16 protein-coding genes are annotated in these 18,109 nt (G+C 64.4%); 7 read left to right on the forward strand and 9 right to left on the reverse strand.

Going from position 1 to position 18,109, the window contains the following annotated elements; translation table 11 throughout:
* Nucleotides 1-15: 15 nt before the first annotated feature.
* Together ACOIX3_RS33915 and ettA are read right to left on the reverse strand one after the other, a co-directional pair.
* Nucleotides 16-600, reverse strand: coding sequence for a TIGR00645 family protein (locus ACOIX3_RS33915; protein WP_420966397.1), 585 nt, complete (start codon nt 598-600; stop codon nt 16-18).
* Nucleotides 601-844: 244 nt separating this feature from the next.
* Complete coding sequence (gene ettA, locus ACOIX3_RS33920) at nt 845-2,494, reverse strand: energy-dependent translational throttle protein EttA (RefSeq protein WP_223969335.1); 1,650 nt, start codon at nt 2,492-2,494, stop codon at nt 845-847.
* Nucleotides 2,495-2,764: 270 nt separating this feature from the next.
* Between ettA and ACOIX3_RS33925 the strand changes: the two genes are divergently transcribed.
* Complete coding sequence (locus ACOIX3_RS33925; protein WP_420966399.1) at nt 2,765-3,007, forward strand: hypothetical protein; 243 nt, start codon at nt 2,765-2,767, stop codon at nt 3,005-3,007.
* A 125-nt stretch (nt 3,008-3,132) separates the two neighbouring features.
* Nucleotides 3,133-4,095, forward strand: a complete 963-nt coding sequence (locus ACOIX3_RS33930; RefSeq protein ID WP_420966401.1) for a D-2-hydroxyacid dehydrogenase family protein — start codon at nt 3,133-3,135, stop codon at nt 4,093-4,095.
* 75 nt (nt 4,096-4,170) lie between these two features.
* Here ACOIX3_RS33930 and ACOIX3_RS33935 read toward each other — a convergent pair whose 3' ends face one another.
* A complete protein-coding gene (locus tag ACOIX3_RS33935; protein ID WP_420966403.1) occupies nt 4,171-5,406 on the reverse strand; it encodes a L,D-transpeptidase in 1,236 nt (411 codons plus the stop codon).
* Nucleotides 5,407-5,734: 328 nt separating this feature from the next.
* On the opposite strand from ACOIX3_RS33935, the gene ACOIX3_RS33940 reads away from it, so the two are divergent.
* The gene (locus tag ACOIX3_RS33940; protein WP_420966405.1) at nt 5,735-6,574 is read left to right on the forward strand and encodes a hypothetical protein; all 840 of its coding nucleotides are present in this window, start codon (nt 5,735-5,737) and stop codon (nt 6,572-6,574) included.
* 10 nt (nt 6,575-6,584) lie between these two features.
* On the opposite strand, the gene sseA is transcribed toward ACOIX3_RS33940, so the two are convergent.
* From sseA to ACOIX3_RS33955, 3 genes are all read right to left on the reverse strand, one after another.
* The gene (gene sseA / locus ACOIX3_RS33945) at nt 6,585-7,442 is read right to left on the reverse strand and encodes a 3-mercaptopyruvate sulfurtransferase (protein ID WP_420966407.1); all 858 of its coding nucleotides are present in this window, start codon (nt 7,440-7,442) and stop codon (nt 6,585-6,587) included.
* Between the two features lie 167 nt (nt 7,443-7,609).
* Nucleotides 7,610-8,023, reverse strand: coding sequence for a rhodanese-like domain-containing protein (locus ACOIX3_RS33950; RefSeq protein WP_420966408.1), 414 nt, complete (start codon nt 8,021-8,023; stop codon nt 7,610-7,612).
* A gap of 55 nt (nt 8,024-8,078) precedes the next feature.
* On the reverse strand, nt 8,079-9,254 hold the full coding sequence (locus ACOIX3_RS33955; RefSeq protein ID WP_166216842.1) for a vWA domain-containing protein: 1,176 nt from the start codon (nt 9,252-9,254) through the stop codon (nt 8,079-8,081).
* A 182-nt stretch (nt 9,255-9,436) separates the two neighbouring features.
* Here ACOIX3_RS33955 and ACOIX3_RS33960 point away from each other — a divergent pair, with 182 nt between their 5' ends.
* The 4 genes from ACOIX3_RS33960 (at nt 9,437) to ACOIX3_RS33975 (ending at nt 14,218) form a co-directional block, all read left to right on the forward strand.
* Nucleotides 9,437-11,335 carry a diguanylate cyclase gene (locus ACOIX3_RS33960; RefSeq protein WP_420966409.1) on the forward strand — a complete coding sequence of 633 codons (1,899 nt, stop codon included), beginning with the start codon at nt 9,437-9,439 and terminating at the stop codon, nt 11,333-11,335.
* Nucleotides 11,336-11,449: 114 nt separating this feature from the next.
* A complete protein-coding gene (locus tag ACOIX3_RS33965) occupies nt 11,450-11,695 on the forward strand; it encodes a GlsB/YeaQ/YmgE family stress response membrane protein (protein WP_420966410.1) in 246 nt (81 codons plus the stop codon).
* Between the two features lie 105 nt (nt 11,696-11,800).
* Entirely contained in the window at nt 11,801-12,643 is an 843-nt protein-coding gene (locus ACOIX3_RS33970; RefSeq protein WP_092124583.1) for an AAA family ATPase, read from the forward strand.
* A 72-nt stretch (nt 12,644-12,715) separates the two neighbouring features.
* On the forward strand, nt 12,716-14,218 hold the full coding sequence (locus tag ACOIX3_RS33975) for a flavin-containing monooxygenase (protein ID WP_420966411.1): 1,503 nt from the start codon (nt 12,716-12,718) through the stop codon (nt 14,216-14,218).
* Between the two features lie 212 nt (nt 14,219-14,430).
* Here the strand turns inward: ACOIX3_RS33975 and ACOIX3_RS33980 are convergent, their stop codons facing one another.
* The 3 genes from ACOIX3_RS33980 to ACOIX3_RS33990 all read right to left on the reverse strand — a co-directional run bounded on the left by ACOIX3_RS33980 (nt 14,431) and on the right by ACOIX3_RS33990 (nt 17,732).
* Nucleotides 14,431-16,074: a GMC family oxidoreductase gene (locus ACOIX3_RS33980; protein ID WP_420966412.1), complete on the reverse strand. Its 1,644-nt coding sequence runs from the start codon at nt 16,072-16,074 to the stop codon at nt 14,431-14,433.
* A gap of 28 nt (nt 16,075-16,102) precedes the next feature.
* Nucleotides 16,103-16,696, reverse strand: coding sequence for a GNAT family N-acetyltransferase (locus ACOIX3_RS33985; protein ID WP_420966413.1), 594 nt, complete (start codon nt 16,694-16,696; stop codon nt 16,103-16,105).
* Nucleotides 16,697-16,805: 109 nt separating this feature from the next.
* Nucleotides 16,806-17,732 carry an SMP-30/gluconolactonase/LRE family protein gene (locus tag ACOIX3_RS33990; RefSeq protein ID WP_420966414.1) on the reverse strand — a complete coding sequence of 309 codons (927 nt, stop codon included), beginning with the start codon at nt 17,730-17,732 and terminating at the stop codon, nt 16,806-16,808.
* Nucleotides 17,733-18,109: the final 377 nt, after the last annotated feature.

The raw sequence follows: 18,109 nt of genomic DNA on the forward strand, positions 1-18,109 counted from the left end.
TATTAGCTGTCCCGGCTAATGCCCGCCCTGCTGCTTGGCGCCCTCGATCGAGTCGTTCGACAGCCTGTCGACGATGGCGATGCCGATCGCCGACAGGATGAAGACGCAGTGGATGATGGTCTGCCACATCACGCCGGTCTCGGTGTAGGTGCCCTTGCCGGACGACAGCGCGCCGGCCTCGATGAAGGTGCGCAGCAAGTGGATCGAGGAGATGCCGATGATCGCCATCGCCAGCTTGATCTTCAGCACGCTGGCGTTGACGTGGCTGAGCCATTCCGGCTCGTCCGGATGTCCCTGCAGATTGAGGCGGGAGACGAAAGTCTCGTAGCCGCCGACGATCACCATCACCAGGAGGTTCGAGATCATCACGACGTCGATCAGGCCGAGCACGGCCAGCATGATCTGCTGCTCGCTGAAATCGAAGGCATGGGCGAACAGGTGCCACAGCTCCTTCAGGAACAGCACGACATAGACGCCCTGGGCGATGATCAAGCCGACATAGAGCGGCAATTGCAGCCAGCGCGATCCGAAGATCAGCATGGGAACGGGACGCAGCGGCCGGCCCTTGGAGCGGGCGGGCGCGTCTGAAAGTGCGGACATGTTGGGGTGCTCGCGGAATTGAGAATTGCGGAGCGCTCTATCTACGCAATCCCGCGCGCTTGAAAAGCGACAACTGGCCGCAGATTGCGCCGCGATGCCGTCACGATCCTGCAAATGAAGGGCATCGTGATGCTTGCCCTATCCACTCGTCATGGCCGGGCTTGTCCCGGCCCTCCACGTCTTTGCATCCGGGAAGCAAAGACGTGGATGCCCGGCACAAGGCCGGGCGTGACGATATCTTGGATCAGCGCGTCAGCTTCTTGTACTTCACGCGATGCGGAATAATGCTGTCCTGGCCGAGCCGGCGCATCTTGTCCTTTTCGTAATCCTGGAAGTTGCCCTCGAACCATTCGACATGGCTGTCGCCCTCGAAGGCCAGGATGTGGGTCGCGATGCGGTCGAGGAACCAGCGATCATGGCTGATGATGACGGCGCAACCGGCAAAATCCTCCAGCGCCTCTTCCAGCGCGCGCAGCGTGTCGACGTCGAGGTCGTTGGTCGGTTCGTCGAGCAGCAGCACGTTGGCGCCCGACTTCAGCATCTTGGCGAGATGCACGCGGTTGCGCTCGCCGCCCGACAGCGCGCCGACCTTCTTCTGCTGGTCGGCGCCCTTGAAGTTGAACGACGAGCAATAGCCGCGCGAGTTGACTTCCTTCTTGCCGAGCAGGATCAGCTCGTTGTTGCCTGAGATCTCCTCCCACACCGTCTTCTTGCCGTCGAGCGCGTCGCGCGACTGGTCGACATAGCCGAGATGCACGCTCTCGCCGACGGTGATGGAGCCCTTGTCGGGCTCCTCCTGCTTGGTGATCATTCTGAAGAGCGTGGTCTTGCCGGCGCCGTTGGCACCGATCACGCCGACGATGCCGCCCGGCGGCAGCTTGAAGGTGAGATCGTCGATCAGCATGCGGTCGCCAAAACCCTTGCTGAGGCCTTCGAAGTCCACCACGTTCTGGCCGAGACGCTCGGCGACCGGAATCGTGATCTGCGCGGTCTGGGTCTGCTTTTCGCTGGCCTGCTTCAGCAGGTCCTCATAGCGCTGATAGCGCGCCTTCGACTTGGCCTGGCGTGCCTTGGGGGACGACGCAATCCACTCCTGTTCGCGGGCCAGCGTCTTCTGGTGGGCGGCGTCTTCGCGGCCTTCCTGCTCGAGCCGCTTCTGCTTCTGCACCAGCCAGGACGAATAGTTGCCCTCATAGGGAATGCCGCGGCCGCGATCGAGCTCGAGGATCCAGCTCGTGACGTTATCGAGGAAGTAGCGGTCGTGGGTCACGATCAGGATTGCGCCGGGATAGTTGCGCAGATGGCCTTCCAGCCATGACACCGACTCGGCGTCGAGATGGTTGGTCGGTTCGTCCAGCAGCAGCAGTTCCGGCTGGTCGAGCAGCAGGCGGCATAGCGCGACGCGGCGGCGTTCACCGCCCGACAGCTTTGTGACATCGGCATCGTCAGGCGGGCAGCGCAGCGCGTCCATCGCCTGGTCGACCTTGCTGTCGAGATCCCACAGGCCCTGCGCCTCGATCTCGTCCTGCAGTTTTGTCATTTCGTCGGCCGTCTCGTCCGAGTAATTGACAGCAAGCTCGTTGTAGCGGTCGAGGATCGCCTTTTGCTTGGCGACGCCGAGCATGACGTTCTCACGGACGTTGAGTGCGGGATCGAGGTGCGGCTCCTGCTCGAGATAGCCGACGCGGGCGCCCTCGGCGACCCAGGCCTCGCCGTTATACTCCTTGTCGAGGCCGGCCATGATCTTGAGCAGCGTCGACTTGCCCGAGCCGTTGACGCCGAGCACACCGATCTTGGCGTCCGGGTAAAAGCTCAGATGGATGTTATCGAGCACCTTGCGGGTCGGATACGCCTTGGTCAGACCCTGCATGAAATAGATGAACTGGCGAGCCATCCGCTGTCCCTGGAATTGATCCGATTTGTGGAAATTTTGCTGTGGCCGATGTAACGGCCGGCCCCCGAAAGCGCAACCGCGGGGCGGTCGTTTTCCATCCGTTCACCACGTTCCGTCCATTCGCCACGGGTGATTACGGGTTCGACACCATGTGCACGCCGAATCACGACAATTGAAACTATCTTTTAATAAATCAGGCCAAAACTCGTTCTCAACGCCGAAAACGGCGATTTTCGCGGCAGAACCGCGACAAACAGTTGAGGCCACGTCATGGCTACCATCATTTCAGCCCCTCTTTCGCGTCCAACGACCAAACGCGAGGCGACGCTGTTCGCCGAATTCAGCGCCTTCTGGCGGGCTTTCGTTGCCAAGGCTTTCCATCCCTACCGGCCGGAACTGCACTATATGCGCGGCCCGGGTCCGGCCTGCCGTGCCAAGCAGATGGCGCTGTCGCCGGCGGTCCGCTCGATGCTCGTCGATATCCGCACTGCGAAGACGCGCAAGCCATCCTGAGCCGTGTGACAATCGCCGCATTTTGAAACTGCGGCCGCTTGCGCGCCTGCCGATTGCGCGCGACCATCCGGGGCTCCCCGACGGTTGATTGTCCGCCGTCGCCTCACCCTGAATGGACCCTTCCGATGACGCGGCTCCGCTGTGCAATCCTCGACGACTATTTCGACATCGCGCTTTCGCTGGCCGACTGGCCGGCGATCACGGACCGCGTCGAGGTCGTCGTGTTCGACAAGCCGTTCGCGAGCGAGGCGGAGGCAGCGGCCAAGCTGAAGGACTTCGAGATCATCTGTGCGATGCGCGAGCGCACGCCGTTCCCGCGCAGCCTGTTCGACGCGTTGCCGAAGCTGAAGCTCATGATCACGTCGGGCATGCGCAATGCCGCGATCGACATGGAGGCCGCCAAGGAGCGCAACGTGGTGCTGTGCGGCACCCAGTATAGCCGCGATCCCACCGCGCCCCTGACCATGGGCCTGATCCTGGAATTGACCCGCGGCATCGGCCGCGAGAATGCGCGGATGCACGCCGGCGAGGCCTGGCAGAGCTTTGCCGGCACCGAGATCGAGGGCAAGACGCTCGGCGTCATCGGCCTCGGCAAGCTCGGCAGCAAGGTCGCCGGCATGGCCAAGGTTTTCGGCATGAACGTGATCGCCTGGAGCCCCAACCTGACGCCGGAGAAATGCAAGGAGGCCGGCGTCGGCTACGCCAGCAAGGACGACCTGTTCGCAACATCAGACATCATCACCATCCATGTCGTGCTGAGCCCGCGCTCGCGCGGACTGGTCGGCGCCGCCGATCTCGCCCGCATGAAGCCATCCGCCTATCTCATCAACACCGCACGCGGGCCGATCGTCGACGAAGACGCCCTCCTTGTCGCACTGCGCGAGAAGAAGATCGCCGGCGCCGGCATCGACGTGTTCTCGGTCGAGCCGCTGCCATCAGACCACCCGCTCCGCAAGCTCGACAATGTCGTGATCACGCCGCATCTCGGCTATGCGACGCGCGAGAGCCTGCAGGCGCATTATCAGCAGATGGTCGCGTGCATCGACGCCTTCACCAGGGGCAGCGAGCCGCCGCGGCGGCTGGCCTGAGATCGGACATCGATCGGCAAATAAAAAAGGCGCGCTGTTCGCGCGCCTCTTTCAATGATGAGTTTGCCGGTTGGCTTAGCGCACCGTGACCGGCGCGGGCAGCGGCTGGACCGAGGTCGGCTGCGTGCCGGGCAGCGGCGCGGCCTGAGCGGGGGCCATCGGGTTGGGCGGCGGCGCGGCGGAAGCCGTCGTCGTGCCCGGGGCTGCGCCGCCGGGCAGCACAACCACGCGGGTGCCGACCTTGGTGCGTTCAAACAGGTCCGAGACGTCCTCGTTCAGCATACCGATGCAACCCGACGAGACGAACTTGCCGATGGTCGACGGCTGGTTGGTGCCGTGAATGCGGTACACGGTCGAGCCGAGATACATCGCGCGGGCGCCGAGCGGGTTGCCGGGTCCGCCGGCCATGAAGCGCGGCAGATAGGGCTGACGCTCGATCATCTCCGTCGGCGGATGCCAATCCGGCCACTCGGCCTTGCGGGTGATCTTCTGCACCCCGGTCCAGGTGAAGCCGTCGCGGCCGACGCGGACGCCGTAACGGATCGCCCGGCCATTGCCCAGGATGTAATAGAGGTAGGTGTTCGGCGTATCGACAACGATCGTGCCTGCCGGCTCCTTGGTCGCGAACGCCACTTCCTGGCGCCGCAGATTCGGGGCCAGTTGCGCCGGGCCATCTTCCGGCTGCTCGTCCGCCGGCAGCGCCGCGATCTGCAACGGCTTGCCATTGGCATCGACCGGCGCCTGCTGCTGCGGCACCGCTCCGGTCACGCCTTCGGGCGGACGCATGCCGCCGCGATCGTCGCCGTAGGACACGCCTGCGGCCGGAACGCCATTGTCGCGATTGGCTTGCTGTGCGCCCGGACGATCGCCATAGATCACCGGCGGCGGCCCCATCGGCCGGCCGTAGCGCGGATCATCGGGCGACATCACCGGACCGGACGGCGCACCGCGGTCGGAGTAGACCGGCTGGGAATTCATCGGGCGGCCGTAGCGCGGATCGTCCGGCGACATCACCGGACCGGACGGTGCACCACGATCGGAATAGACCGGCGCATTCATCGGGCGGCCATAGCGCGGGTCATCCGGCGACATCACCGGGCCGGGCGGCGGCAGCGCGGCCGAATTGCGCGGCGCGTCTTCATCGTCGAGCGAGTCGAAATCCGGCATGTTGCCCTGCGAGTAGGGCTGCGGCGCGGCCGAATAGACCGGGCCCTGGGGAGCCGGATAGCTCTGCTGCGCACGCGCAAGCGAGGTTCCCGCCACGCCGAGAGCCGCGGCAGCGCAAATCGTCAGAATGCGGTTGATCATCATTGCTCTGTTATAGTCCCCAAGCCACACCGGACTGTTAACGGCCCAATGCAGGAAGATAGCGGCGCATTCAAGACAAATCCGCGAAATCCGGGCCATTTCGGGCATTTGTGATGTGCCGTCAACGCTGCGGCAAAGATGTCTCATGGGTCGGGAATGTTTGTCCACCTGCCCAAAGTCATCAATCACCCGCATTTTGTAACAAACAGTCTTCGAGGGTTGCGATATCTTCGAATCGGCCTGATTCGCGCTCGCGACGCCGGCTTTCTTGTGTGGTCACCGCGTTCCCTCGACATCAGAGACCCTCCCGCAGAAGGGGGAACCCGCGCCCATGCTCCCCGGCCTTCGATTCTTGTTCGCCGCGATCGTGCTGGCCACGTCGCTTCTGGTGTTCGGGTTAGGGGCAGCCGCGCTGTTTCGCGCGGCGCATGAGGAATTCGCCAGCATTCCGGCCCGCCGGGCTCCGCCCGAGCCGCAATTCGCGCAGCAGCCCGAGGCCCCACCGGTGCTCGCCATGATGCGGGTCGAGCCATCAGCCGCGGACAAGGCGGTGGCCGACAATCCAGCGCCGTCGACACCGTCCGAGCCAGTCGCATCCGAGCCGGCAGCTCCTGCCGAAGCCGCGCCTCCGGCCGAGCCGGCGAAGGTCGCCGCGGTGAAGACGGATGATCCGTCGCCTGCCCCGCCGAAGCTGGAAGCCCAGACGGTCGAAACTCCTGCGCCAGCGCAGTCCGCCGAGGTCGCTCCGCAGCCTCCGGCCGCGGATTCCTCGCCCGCATCGCAGCCCGCACCGGTTTCCACGGAAGCGGCACCGATGCCAACCGAGGCCAAGGTCGCCGCGGTGACCGATCCGCCTGTCGCAACCAACGAACCCGCGCCCGCCGCACCGGCACCCGCGATGGCCGCACCGGAGCCGGCACCGCCGCCGTCACCCCAGGCCATCGCAGCCGCGACCAGGATCGCAACGCTGGGCGGACCCGAAGTTGTTGTCGAAGCGCCGGCCGCGCCGAAGGCCACCGAGGCGAAGAAGCCGGAGCGCAGTGCGACCAGCAAGCCGGCACATCGCAAGGAGCGCCGGCGGATCGTCCGCGCGCCGCCGGTGCGGCAGGCGGTTCAGCAGCAGCTCGACCCGTTCGGCAACCCGACCTTGGTGCCGCTTACGCGGCGCTAGAAGGTATTTCTCAAGCCGGTCCCGTCGCGATCGGCGGGCCGCTCGCCTGTCCCCATTCCGACCATGAGCCGTCATAAAGCGCGGTGTCGGTGACGCCGATCCGATAGAGCGCAAGCGTCAGTACACCGGCCGAAACACCGGAGCCGCAGCTCGTAATGATCGGCGCATCGAGCTTCACGCCGGCACCGCTGAACGACTTGCGCAGATCGTCGAGCGGCTTCATCTCGCCGGTCGCGGCATCGAACAGTTGGTTGTAGGGCACGTTGCGGGAGCCCGGGATGTGGCCTGCGCGGATGCCCGGCCGCGGCTCCGGCGCGCGGCCCTCGAAGCGCTCGGCGGCGCGCGCATCGATCACCTGCTCGGCACGGCTTTCGACATTGGCAATCATCTGCTCGATGCTGCGCACGCGCTTCGGATCGTAGCTCGCCTTGAACGTCGCGGGCTTCGCCTTCACCTCGCCGCTCTCGATCGGCCTGCCCTCGGCGCGCCACTTCTTCAGGCCGCCGTTGAGAATGCGCACGTTGCGATGGCCATAGGACAAAAACATCCACCAGGCGCGCGGGGCGGCGACCCAGCCACCGGCGTCGTAGATCACGACGGTGTCGGCATTGCTGACGCCGAGCCCGCCGATGTCGCGGCCGAACTGCTCGGCGCTCGGAAACATGTGCGGCAGCGGATTGGCATGATCGGACACCGCGTCGACGTCGAAGAACACCGCGCCGGGCAGATGCGCGGCAAGATGGTCGTCCTTCGGCAGCGGCAACACGCCGGGCAGCTTGAAGGTCGCGTCGAGCACCTTGACGTTGGCGTCGCCGAGATGCGCAGCCAGCCATTCGGTCGAAACGAGCGGATCGTCGGTGGTCGTCATCTTGCCTGTCTCTCCATCGTCATTGCCGGACTTGATCCGGCAATCCATCTTGCTTCGAAACGATGGACACGCGGATCCCGGCTACGCAAAAGGCTTCGCCGGGCTCTCGGTGAAGTGGCCGCCGAAGCTTCTTAGCGAAGGCGGCAAGCCCGCGTGTGACATCCTGCTCAGCCCTTCTTCTTGGGCTCCCACGCCTCGATCGGACCGCCCGCCTCGCGCCAGGCGGCGAAACCGCCGCCGATATGGGCGACCGGCTTCAGGCCCATATCCTTCGCGGTCTTGGCGGCGAGCGCCGAGCGCAGGCCGCCGGCGCAGTGGAAGATGAACTTCTTGTCTTCCTGGAAGATCGGCTTGGCGTAGGGGCTGTTCGGATCGATCCAGAACTCGAGCATGCCGCGCGTGCAGGAGAATGCGCCGGGGATCTTGCCGTCGCGCTCGATCTCGCGCGGGTCGCGGATGTCGACGATCACGACGTCGTTCTTGCCGATCAGCGTGATCGCATCGGCCGCGCTGATGGTCTCGATCTCGGCATTTGCCTCGTCGATCATCACCTTGATGCCGCGGTGGATGTTCTGGGGCATGGGGCTCTCCCTGGATGTTGTTGGCGCGCCCGTCGGCGCGCGACGCCTTGCGCGTTTACCGCACCAGCTCCCGCATCGCGTGCTCCAGACCCTCGATCGTGATCGGATACATGCGCTCGGAGAACAGGCGGCGGATGATGGTGGTCGATTCCGAATAGTCCCAGTGCTTCTGCGCCACCGGATTGAGCCACACCGCATGCGGATAGGTGCGGGTGATGCGGTCGAGCCAGACCGAGCCGGCCTCTTCGTTGACATGCTCGACCGAGCCGCCGGGCACCATGATCTCGTAAGGCGACATCGAGGCGTCGCCGACGAACACCACCTTGTAGTCGTGCGGATACTTGTGCAGCACGTCCCAGGTCGGCGTGCGATCGGTGAAGCGCCGCTTGTTCTGCTTCCAGACGCCTTCATAGAGGCAGTTGTGGAAGTAGAAATATTCCATGTGCTTGAATTCGCTCTTGGCGGCCGAGAACAGCTCCTCGACCTGCTCGATATGCGAATCCATCGAGCCGCCGATATCGAAGAACACCAGCACCTTGACCGCGTTGCGCCGCTCGGGCCGCATGTGCACGTCGAGATAGCCGTGGTTGGCGGTCTCCTTGATCGTGGTGTCGAGGTCGAGCTCGTCGGGGGCGCCGGTGCGCGCGAACTTGCGCAGCCGCCGCAGCGCGACCTTGATGTTGCGAATGCCGAGCTCGACATTGCCGTCGAGATCCTTGAACTCGCGCTTGTCCCATACCTTCACGGCGCGGTTGTTGCGGTTCTTCTCCTGCCCGATCCGCACGCCCTCGGGATTATAGCCGTGGGCGCCGAACGGCGAGGTGCCGGCGGTGCCGATCCACTTGCTGCCGCCCTGGTGACGGCCCTTCTGTTCCTCGAGCCGCTTCTTCAAGGTCTCCATGAGCTTGTCCCAGCCCATGGCCTCGATCTGCTTCTTCTCTTCCTCGGTGAGATATTTCTCGGCGAGCTTCTTCAGCCACTCCTCGGGGATCTCCGCCTTGCCCATGGCGTCGAGCAGGCTCTCGAGCCCCTTGAACACGGTGCCGAACACCCGGTCGAACTTGTCGAGATTGCGCTCGTCCTTCACCAGGGCGGCGCGCGACAAATAGTAGAAGTTCTCGACGGTCTGTTCGGCGAGATCGGCGTCAAGCGCTTCCATCAAGGTCAGATATTCCCGTAGCGTCACGGGGACCTGGGCGTCGCGCAGCGATGTGAAGAACTGCAGGAACATATTTACTTAAATCGCCCGCCCCGCCGGTGCCGTCAAGGGCCCCTGCCCCGGTTGCGGCTGCGGATCAGCCATTCACTTTCACTTAACCACCCCGGCCAGCTTCGGCTCCCGGCGGCGAAACGTGACGTTAAGATGGGACGTTGATCACTGGAGGTAGCACGCTGCCCGTGGACCCGATCGACTTGCCCAATAGCCCTGCCAAGCTGCCGAAACTGTTCTCGCCGACGGCGATCGTCGCCGCCGTGGTGACGGCGATGAGCATATTCGTGCTCGGTCTCTTGATCTGGAAGGCGGTCGAGGCCCGCACAATGGCGCTCGCCCAGGGCGAGCGCGACATCCGCAACCTCACCCATTCGCTGGCGGAACACGCCTCGCATTCGGTCCAGGCGATCGATGTGGCCATGAACGCCATGGTCGACCTGCTGAAATACCAGAAGCCGCGCGTCGACCGCTTCAACGCGGCCTTGCGCAAGACCGCGGATGCGCTGCCGCAGATCCGGGAAATCGGCGTGATCGATCCTGACGGCAACCGGATCTACTCGTCGGCCGCGGAACTGCCGGCCCACAACAATGCCGACCGCAGCTATTTCATCGGCCATCGCGACTCGCCGGACGCGACCCTGCATATCAGCGAGCCGTTGCAGTCGCGGCTGACCGGGCATCCGACCATCGTGCTGTCGCGGCGCGTCACCCGGGAAGATGGCAGCTTCGGCGGTGTGCTGTTCGCGACCATCGAGAGCAGCTACTTCGACAACTTCTACCAGGCCTTCGAATTCGGTCCGTACGCCGGAATTACCCTGCTTCGTCTCGACGGCATCGTTCTGGCGCATTGGCCGGCGGGCAAGTGGAACAAGGACGTTTCCGCAGCCTTCAAGGCGCAGATCGAGCAGGACCGGACCGGCTATACCAAAACCACATCGCCATTCGATGGACGCGTCAAATATCTCGGCTTCGAGCGCGCGTCGCAATATCCGATCGTGATCACCGTCGCCCTGCCGGAAGCCCAGGTGCTCGCCGCATGGCATCAGGATCTGCGCAACGACCTGTTTGTCGCCGTGATCCTGATGGGAAGTGTCATCCTGTTCGCCATCCTGCTCGGCAAGGAGTTCGCCAAGCGGACCAAGGTCGCGCGGATGCTCAGGGAACGCGAGGCGCGCTACCGGCTGCTTGCCGACAACATCGCCGACGTCGTGATCCTCTTGGACCGCGACGGCCGCTTCCTGTTCGTGTCGCAGTCGGTCGAGACCATCCTCGGCCGCAGGCCGGACGATCTGATCGGCAAATCCTGCTTCGAGTTCGTGCATCCCGATCACCTCGCCGACGTCGCCAAGGCGACATCGGAATTGACCAACTGGACGACCACCAAGACCGTCGAATTCAAGACCTTCCGCGCCGACGGGACCGAGGTCTGGGTCGAGATCAACTTCAAGCTTGCCGGGATCGCGGAAGGCCATCATGCCATCGAGGTCGTCGGCGTGCTGCGCGACGTGACCGAGCGCCGCAAGATGGAGGATGAGCTCAACGCGCTGAACATCCGCCTGGCGGAGCTTGCGACGACCGACGGCCTGACCGCGCTCGCCAACCGCCGCAGCTTCGACAGCGCGCTGCCGCGCGAGTTCCGCGACCGCGAGCAGATCTCCCTCATCATGCTCGATATCGATCACTTCAAGGGTTTCAACGACACGCAGGGCCATCAGGCCGGCGACGAATGCCTGAAGCGCGTGGCGGGCGTGATCGCGGACGCCACCATCAACACTACGGCGCTGGCGGCGCGATACGGCGGCGAGGAGTTTGCGATCATCCTGCCCGGCGTCGGCGAGCAGGATGCGCTGAAGGTCGCCGAAGCGATGCGCCTCACGGTGCGATCGCTGGCGATCGCCAATCCGCCGGCGCGGCGCGGCGTGGTCTCGATCAGCCTCGGGATCGCCAGCCGGTCGGCTGCGACCGCGAGCGAGAGCGAATTGCTCGGCCAGGCCGACCTTGCGCTCTACGAGGCGAAACGCTCGGGGCGCGACCGCACGGTGCTGGCCTCGTCGCTCGCGGGTGACAATCATTCCGCAGGGCGGAAACAGTACGCCTGACATACTATGCGCCCGGTGCCGTTCAGGGTACCGCTGCGCTGCGGAATCCGCCCTAGACCGCCCGGCTTTTTCAATTACAATTGCGCCTGACAAGACATTGGGCAGGACGTTTGAATGGGCATCATTGCGGCACTGGTGATCGGTGCGATTGCCGGCTGGCTCGCTGGGCTGATCGTGCGCGGCGCGGGCTTCGGGCTGATCGGCAACATCGTTGTCGGCATCATCGGCGCGCTGGTGGCGAGCTGGCTGCTGCCGCAACTCGGCATCAGCCTCGGCGGCAGCGCGATCCGCGACATCGTCAACGCGACGATCGGTGCCGTCGTCGTGCTGGTGATCCTGTCGCTGATCAGGCGGGCCTGATCGAACAATTTGCATTTCCGGCGGCCGCTGCGAGAGCGGTCGTTTCATGTTGAGGCCCAAGGTGAGACCCATGCGGCCAACGAACGAAGCAAGGCAAACAGATCGATGAAATTCACGGGTACCAAGGACTACGTCGCCACCGATGACCTCAAGGTCGCCGTCAATGCCGCCATCGTGCTCGAGCGCCCGCTGCTGGTGAAGGGCGAGCCCGGCACCGGCAAGACCGTGCTGGCCGAGGAAGTCGCCAAGGCGATCGACGCGCCGCTTTTGACCTGGCACATCAAGTCGACCACCAAGGCACAGCAGGGCCTCTATGAATACGACGCGGTGTCGCGCCTGCGCGACAGCCAGCTCGGCGACGCGCGCGTGTCCGACATCAAGAACTACATCAAGCGCGGCAAGCTGTGGGAGGCCTTCACCCACGAGAAGCGCCCGGTGCTCCTGATCGACGAGATCGACAAGGCCGACATCGAATTCCCCAACGATCTGTTGCTCGAACTCGACCGCATGGAGTTCCACGTCTACGAGACCGGCGAGACCATCAAGGCGAAGCTGCGCCCGATCGTGATGATCACGTCGAACAACGAGAAGGAACTGCCGGACGCGTTCCTGCGCCGCTGCTTCTTCCACTACATCAAGTTCCCCGACGCCGACACCATGAACAAGATCGTCGACGTGCACTTCCCCGGCATCAAGAAGCGGCTGGTGGAAGAGGCGCTGCGGATCTTCTTCGAGGTCCGCGAGGTGCCGGGCCTGAAGAAGAAGCCCTCGACCTCTGAGCTGCTCGACTGGCTCAAGCTGCTGCTGAACGAGGACATCACGCCCGAGATGCTCAGGGAGCGCGATCCGCGCAAGCTGATCCCGCCGCTGCACGGCGCGCTGCTCAAGAACGAGCAGGACGTGCACCTGTTCGAGCGGCTGGCGTTCCTCAGCCGCCGCGAAGTCTAGTTCACGCAAGCGCCGGGGCATTCGCTCCGGCGTTTCGCTCACCGGCTCCAACCAACAAGAAGACCAGGGAAGATGAACGTCCAGACCCAAATCCGCGCCGCCGAGCCCGTCACGACCGAGCACTTCGACGTCCTGATCGCGGGCGCCGGCATCTCCGGCGTCGGCGCCGCCTACCACCTCACCACGCAATGCCCGGGCACCAGCTTCGTGGTGCTGGAGACGCAGAAGACCTTCGGCGGCACCTGGTCGACGCACCGCTATCCCGGCATCCGCTCCGACAGCGACCTGCACACCTTCGGCTATCGCTTCAAGCCGTGGACCAGTGCCCCGATCGCGAGCGCGGCCGAGATCCTGAAATACATGGGCGAGGTGATCGACGAGAACGATCTCGCCCGCCACATCCGCTATCGCCACACCATCACCGCGGCGGAGTGGTCGAACGAGACCAATCTCTGGACCATCGATGCCACGCGCATCGACACCGGCGAGCAGCTGCGCTTCACCACCAACTTCTTCTGGATGTGCCAAGGCTACTACCGCCACGACGCGGGCTATACGCCCGAATGGACCGACATGGCGAAGTTCAAGGGCACCATCATTCATCCGCAAACCTGGCCCGACGATCTCGACTACAAGGGCAAGCGCGTGGTCGTGATCGGCTCCGGCGCAACGGCTGCGACCCTGATCCCGGCGATGGCCAAGGATGCAGGCCATGTCACCATGCTGCAGCGTTCGCCGACCTATTTCCGCACCGGCCGCAACGCGATCGAGATCGCCGAGGAGCTGCGCAGGCTGCAGGTCGACGAGGCCTGGATCCACGAGATCACCCGCCGCAAGATCCTGTTCGAGCAGGACGCCTTCACCAGGCGGACCTTCGCCGAGCCCGAGGGCGCCAAGAAGGACCTGCTGGCGGCGGTCGAGGCCGTCCTCGGCAAGGACTACGACATCGCCACCCACTTCACGCCGCGCTACCGGCCGTGGCGGCAGCGCATCGCCTTCATTCCGGATGCCGACCTGTTCCACGCCATCAAGGGCGGCAAGGCTTCGGTCGTCACTGACGAGATCGAGCGCTTCACCGAGAAGGGCATCCTGCTCAAGTCCGGCACGGAGCTCGAGGCCGACATCATCATCACCGCGACCGGCTTCCACCTCTCCGCCAATGGCGGCATCGACTTCGCGATCGACGGCAAGCCGCTCGAGTTCAAGGACACGGTGACCTATCGCGGCATGATGTTCACCGGCGTGCCGAACCTCGTCTGGGTGTTCGGCTATTTCCGCGCCAGCTGGACCTTGCGCGTCGATCTGGTCGGCGACTTCGTCTGCCGCATGCTCAAGCACATGAAGGCGACCGGCGTGAACAAGGTGACGCCGGCGCTGCGTCCCGAAGACCACAACATGCCGCTGCTGCCGTGGATCGATCCGGAGAACTTCAACCCCGGCTACATGATGCGCGGCATGCACCTGCTGCCGAAGCGCGGCGACAAGCCGGAGTGGCAGCACAACCAGGATTACTGGGCGGAGAAGGACGAATTCCCGGCGATCGACCTCGAGGACAAGGCGTTCGTCTACGGCTGAGGTCCTGATAGCAGTCCGGTCATCCCTGAGCTGCTAACGGCCACACACTCCTCTGTCGTCCCGGCGAAAGCCGGGACCCATACTCCGCGGCGGATGTTGTGGACAGGACTCGTCATTTCGCCGGCACGCAACAACGACCATCGGTGGTTATGGGTCCCGGCCTTCGCCGGGACGACGACGCCGAACGATCAGCGTCTCACGCATCAACTCTCTCACGCATACTCCGGCAGCTTCGCAGCCGCCTCGGGCTGCTTGCCGCGGATCATGTCGGAGGCCTTGTCGGCGATCATCAACGTCGAGGCGTTGAGGTTGGCTGAGATCATCCGCGGCATGATCGAGGCGTCGATCACGCGCAGGCCCTCCATGCCATGGACCCGAAGCTGGTCGTCGACCACGGCCCAAGACGCGTCGGCCGGACCCATCCGGCAGGTGCAGCCGGGATGGAAGGTGGTGGTGCCGCGCTGGGTTGCGGCTGCGAGCAGCTCCTCGTCGCTCGTGACCTTCGGGCCGGGAAAATCCTCATAGGCGAAATACGGCTTGAGCGGCTCGGAGGCGAGCAGCCGGCGCGCCAGCTTCATGCCGGCGACGACGACGCGGCGGTCGATCTCCTCGGCAAGATAGTTGGTCTGGATGATCGGCGGCGCGAACGGATCGGCGGAGCGGATGCGGACATAGCCGCGGCTCTCCGGCCGCTGCTGCCAGGAGGCCACCGTCATGCCGGGCTCGTCCTCGAGCTGGCCCTGCACGCCTTCCTTGTAGCTCGCCGGCGTGAAGGTGAGCTGCAAATCGGAGCTCTCGGTGGTCTCGCCGGAATGCCAGAAGCAGTAGACCATGGTCGGCGACAGCGACAGCAGCCCGCGCCGCGTCGTCGCCCATTTGATCGCCTCGCCCCACAGGCTGAAACCGCGGCGCAGCTCGTTGATGGTCCGGATGTTCTTGACCCGCGCCACCGAGCGCGGCGCGTAGTGATCCTGCAAGCCCTCGCCGACACCGGGCAGCGCATGGCGCACCTCGATGCCGTGCGACCGCAACAGCTCGGGCGAGCCGACGCCGGAGAGCTGCAACAGCTGCGGCGAGTTGTAGGCGCCGCCGGAGAGGATGACCTCCTTGGTGGCGCGGATCTCGAGCGGATCGCCGTGCTTGCCGCCGCGGTTGTAGCGCACGCCGACCGCGCGCTTGCCCTCGAAGATGATGCCGGTGACATGGGCATGCGTGCGCACATCGACATTCGGCCGCTTTCGCGCCGGATGCAGGAACGCGGTCGCGGCGCTGACCCTGAGGCCGTTCAGGATGGTGCGTTGGCAGTACGACACGCCCTCCTGGATCTGTCCGTTGTAGTCAGGATTGCGCGGAATGCCGAGGCTGACCGCGCCGGCCATGAAGGCTTCGCAGAGCGGATCCTGCCAGTCCATCGTGGTGACGGTGAGATTGCCGTCGCGGCCGCGATAGGTGTCGTCGCCCTCACCGATCCGCCGCTCCATGCGCCGGAAATAGGGCAACACGTCGGGATAACCCCAGCCGCGATTGCCGAGCTGCGCCCAGGTGTCGAAATCCTGGCGCTGGCCGCGGTTGTAGATGTGGCCATTGATCGAGGACGAGCCGCCGAGCGTCTTGCCGCGCGGCGCGTAGATGCTGCGCCCGCCCGTGTAGGGACCCACCTCCTGCTGATAGGCCCAGTTCACGCTCTTCATATGGAAGGTCTTGATGAAGCCGGCCGGCAGATGGATGTAGGGATGCCAGTCGCTCGGCCCCGCCTCGAGCACGCACACCCTGACAGCAGCGTCTTCACTCAACCGGTTGGTCAGCACGCTCCCGGCGGAGCCTGCGCCGATGATCACATAATCGAACGTTTCCATCGTCTCGCTTCTGGCGCCGACCAAAGTGTCAGCGCGGCTTTTCGTTGAGTTGATAGTTGAGATGCGCCTTCACCGTCGGCCATTCGCTGGCGATGATGCTGTAAACCACGGTGTCGCGCAACGTACCGTTGGGCGCGATCTGATGGCTGCGCAGGATGCCGTCCTGCTTGGCGCCCAGACGTTCGATGCCGCGCCGGCTCTGGTGATTGAAGAAATGCGTGCGGAACTCGACCGCGATGCAATCGAGCTTTTCGAAGGCATGTTGCAGCAGCAGCAGTTTGCACTGCGTGTTGACCGCGCTGCGCTGCACACGCTTGGCGTACCAGGTCGAGCCGATCTCGACGCGGCGGTTCGGCGTGTCGACATTCATGTAGGTCGACATGCCCGAGACGCGGCCGTCGGCATCGAACACCGTGAACGGCAGCATCGATCCGGCCGTTTGCAATCCGAGCCGGCGGTCGATCTCCTTGGCCATGTTCTCCGGCTGCGGAATGGCGGTGTACCAGAGTTGAGAGAGATGGCCGTCCTTCACTGCGTCGACGAGACCGTCGCGGTGATCGTGCGAAAGCGGTTCGAGCCGCGCATGTGCGCCGCGAAGGGTGACCGGTTCAAGCCAGGGCATTTTTGATTCCTTTCCGTCATTGCGAGGAGCGAAACGACGAAGCAATCCATTCTCTCCGTGTTCGTGGCTGCATGGATTGCTTCGCTTCGCTCGCAATGACGTTCTTACGTCACTTGTTCAAGAAATTCAGCGGCAATCCGGGCCGCGACCAGTCCATCGCGATCAGCTCGCCCTTGCCGGACAGCGTGATGTAGGCGGTCTTCAGGTCGGGTCCGCCGAAGGCGATGTTGGTGGTGACGCGGTCGCCGGTCGGCACCTGCTCGACCACGGTGCCGTCGGGCGCGATCACCGAGATGCAGCCCGAGATCAGCGTCGCGACGCAGACATTGCCGGATGCTTCGACCGCGAGCGAGTCGAACATCTGGTAGCCGCCGAGGCCCGCGATCGGCTTGCCGCGCTCGCCGCGATAGATCACGTCGCGCGGCTTGATGGTGCCGGGCTCGGACACCTCATAGGCCCATAGCCGCGCCGTCGGCGTCTCGGCGATGTAGACGGTCTTCTCGTCCGGCGACAGGCCGATGCCGTTGGCCGGCAGGATGCCGTGCACGGCCTCGACAATCTCGCTCATGCCGGGCTTCAGATAATAGAACGCGCCGACATCCATCTCGCGGGCGCGGCGCTTGCCGAGATCGGAGAACCACAGGCCGCCGTGCCTGTCGAACACCAGATCGTTCGGCCCGCGCAGCTCGTGCTCGCCGCACTTCGTCACCACGGTCTCGACCTTGCCGGATTGCAGATCGACCCGCTGGATCGAGCCGCCGAGATAATCCTCCGGCTGCGGTCCCGGCATGATCATGTTGCGGGTCGGGATCCAGGAGAAGCCGCCATTGTTGCAGATGTACATCTTGCCGTCGGGGCCAAGCGCCGCGCCGTTCGGGCCCCCCGGCACCTTGGCGACGATCTCCTTGCGCCCGTCGGGATACACCCGGGTCAGCCGCTGGCCGCGGATTTCGACCAGCACGACCGAACCGTCGGGCATGACGACGGGACCTTCGGGAAATTCCAGATCGGTGGCGAGAACTCGGATATCGGCCATGGCATCCTCCCGGCTCATTGGCTGCAGGCGGATTTTCGAACGGTCCCGCACGCGCAACGTTGTTGTTTCATCCTGTTATGGCAAACGGGGTTTGGCTTGCCAAGCAATCAGGGGCGCAACGCTGCCCGGCGTTGCGGTGGGATGATGCCGCAAATGCCCCTGTCGTCCCTGCGAAAGCAGGGACCCATACTCCGCAGCGGATATTGTGAATGGGACTCGTCGTTCGGGAGTCGCTCAACAATGACGGCCTGTGGTTATGGGTCCCTGCTCCCGTGCGCAATTGCGCACTAGGCAGGGACGACCCCGAACAGGTGGCACTGTCAGTGAGTCAAACTTCCGCGCTCTCGCGACAAGACTGTCCGAGCTTTGCTTCACGC

It is taken from the genome of Bradyrhizobium sp. B120 (genome assembly GCF_049075665.1).
GTDB lineage: Bacteria > Pseudomonadota > Alphaproteobacteria > Rhizobiales > Xanthobacteraceae > Bradyrhizobium.

Coding starts and splice junctions, on each gene's coding strand:
- ACOIX3_RS33915 (WP_420966397.1), bottom strand. CDS start 600: ATGTCCGCACTTTCAGACGCGCCCGCCCGCTCCAAGGGCCGGCCGCTG.
- ettA (WP_223969335.1), bottom strand. CDS start 2,494: ATGGCTCGCCAGTTCATCTATTTCATGCAGGGTCTGACCAAGGCGTAT.
- ACOIX3_RS33925 (WP_420966399.1), top strand. CDS start 2,765: ATGGCTACCATCATTTCAGCCCCTCTTTCGCGTCCAACGACCAAACGC.
- ACOIX3_RS33930 (WP_420966401.1), top strand. CDS start 3,133: ATGACGCGGCTCCGCTGTGCAATCCTCGACGACTATTTCGACATCGCG.
- ACOIX3_RS33935 (WP_420966403.1), bottom strand. CDS start 5,406: ATGATGATCAACCGCATTCTGACGATTTGCGCTGCCGCGGCTCTCGGC.
- ACOIX3_RS33940 (WP_420966405.1), top strand. CDS start 5,735: ATGCTCCCCGGCCTTCGATTCTTGTTCGCCGCGATCGTGCTGGCCACG.
- sseA (WP_420966407.1), bottom strand. CDS start 7,442: ATGACGACCACCGACGATCCGCTCGTTTCGACCGAATGGCTGGCTGCG.
- ACOIX3_RS33950 (WP_420966408.1), bottom strand. CDS start 8,023: ATGCCCCAGAACATCCACCGCGGCATCAAGGTGATGATCGACGAGGCA.
- ACOIX3_RS33955 (WP_166216842.1), bottom strand. CDS start 9,254: ATGTTCCTGCAGTTCTTCACATCGCTGCGCGACGCCCAGGTCCCCGTG.
- ACOIX3_RS33965 (WP_420966410.1), top strand. CDS start 11,450: ATGGGCATCATTGCGGCACTGGTGATCGGTGCGATTGCCGGCTGGCTC.
- ACOIX3_RS33970 (WP_092124583.1), top strand. CDS start 11,801: ATGAAATTCACGGGTACCAAGGACTACGTCGCCACCGATGACCTCAAG.
- ACOIX3_RS33975 (WP_420966411.1), top strand. CDS start 12,716: ATGAACGTCCAGACCCAAATCCGCGCCGCCGAGCCCGTCACGACCGAG.
- ACOIX3_RS33980 (WP_420966412.1), bottom strand. CDS start 16,074: ATGGAAACGTTCGATTATGTGATCATCGGCGCAGGCTCCGCCGGGAGC.
- ACOIX3_RS33985 (WP_420966413.1), bottom strand. CDS start 16,696: ATGCCCTGGCTTGAACCGGTCACCCTTCGCGGCGCACATGCGCGGCTC.
- ACOIX3_RS33990 (WP_420966414.1), bottom strand. CDS start 17,732: ATGGCCGATATCCGAGTTCTCGCCACCGATCTGGAATTTCCCGAAGGT.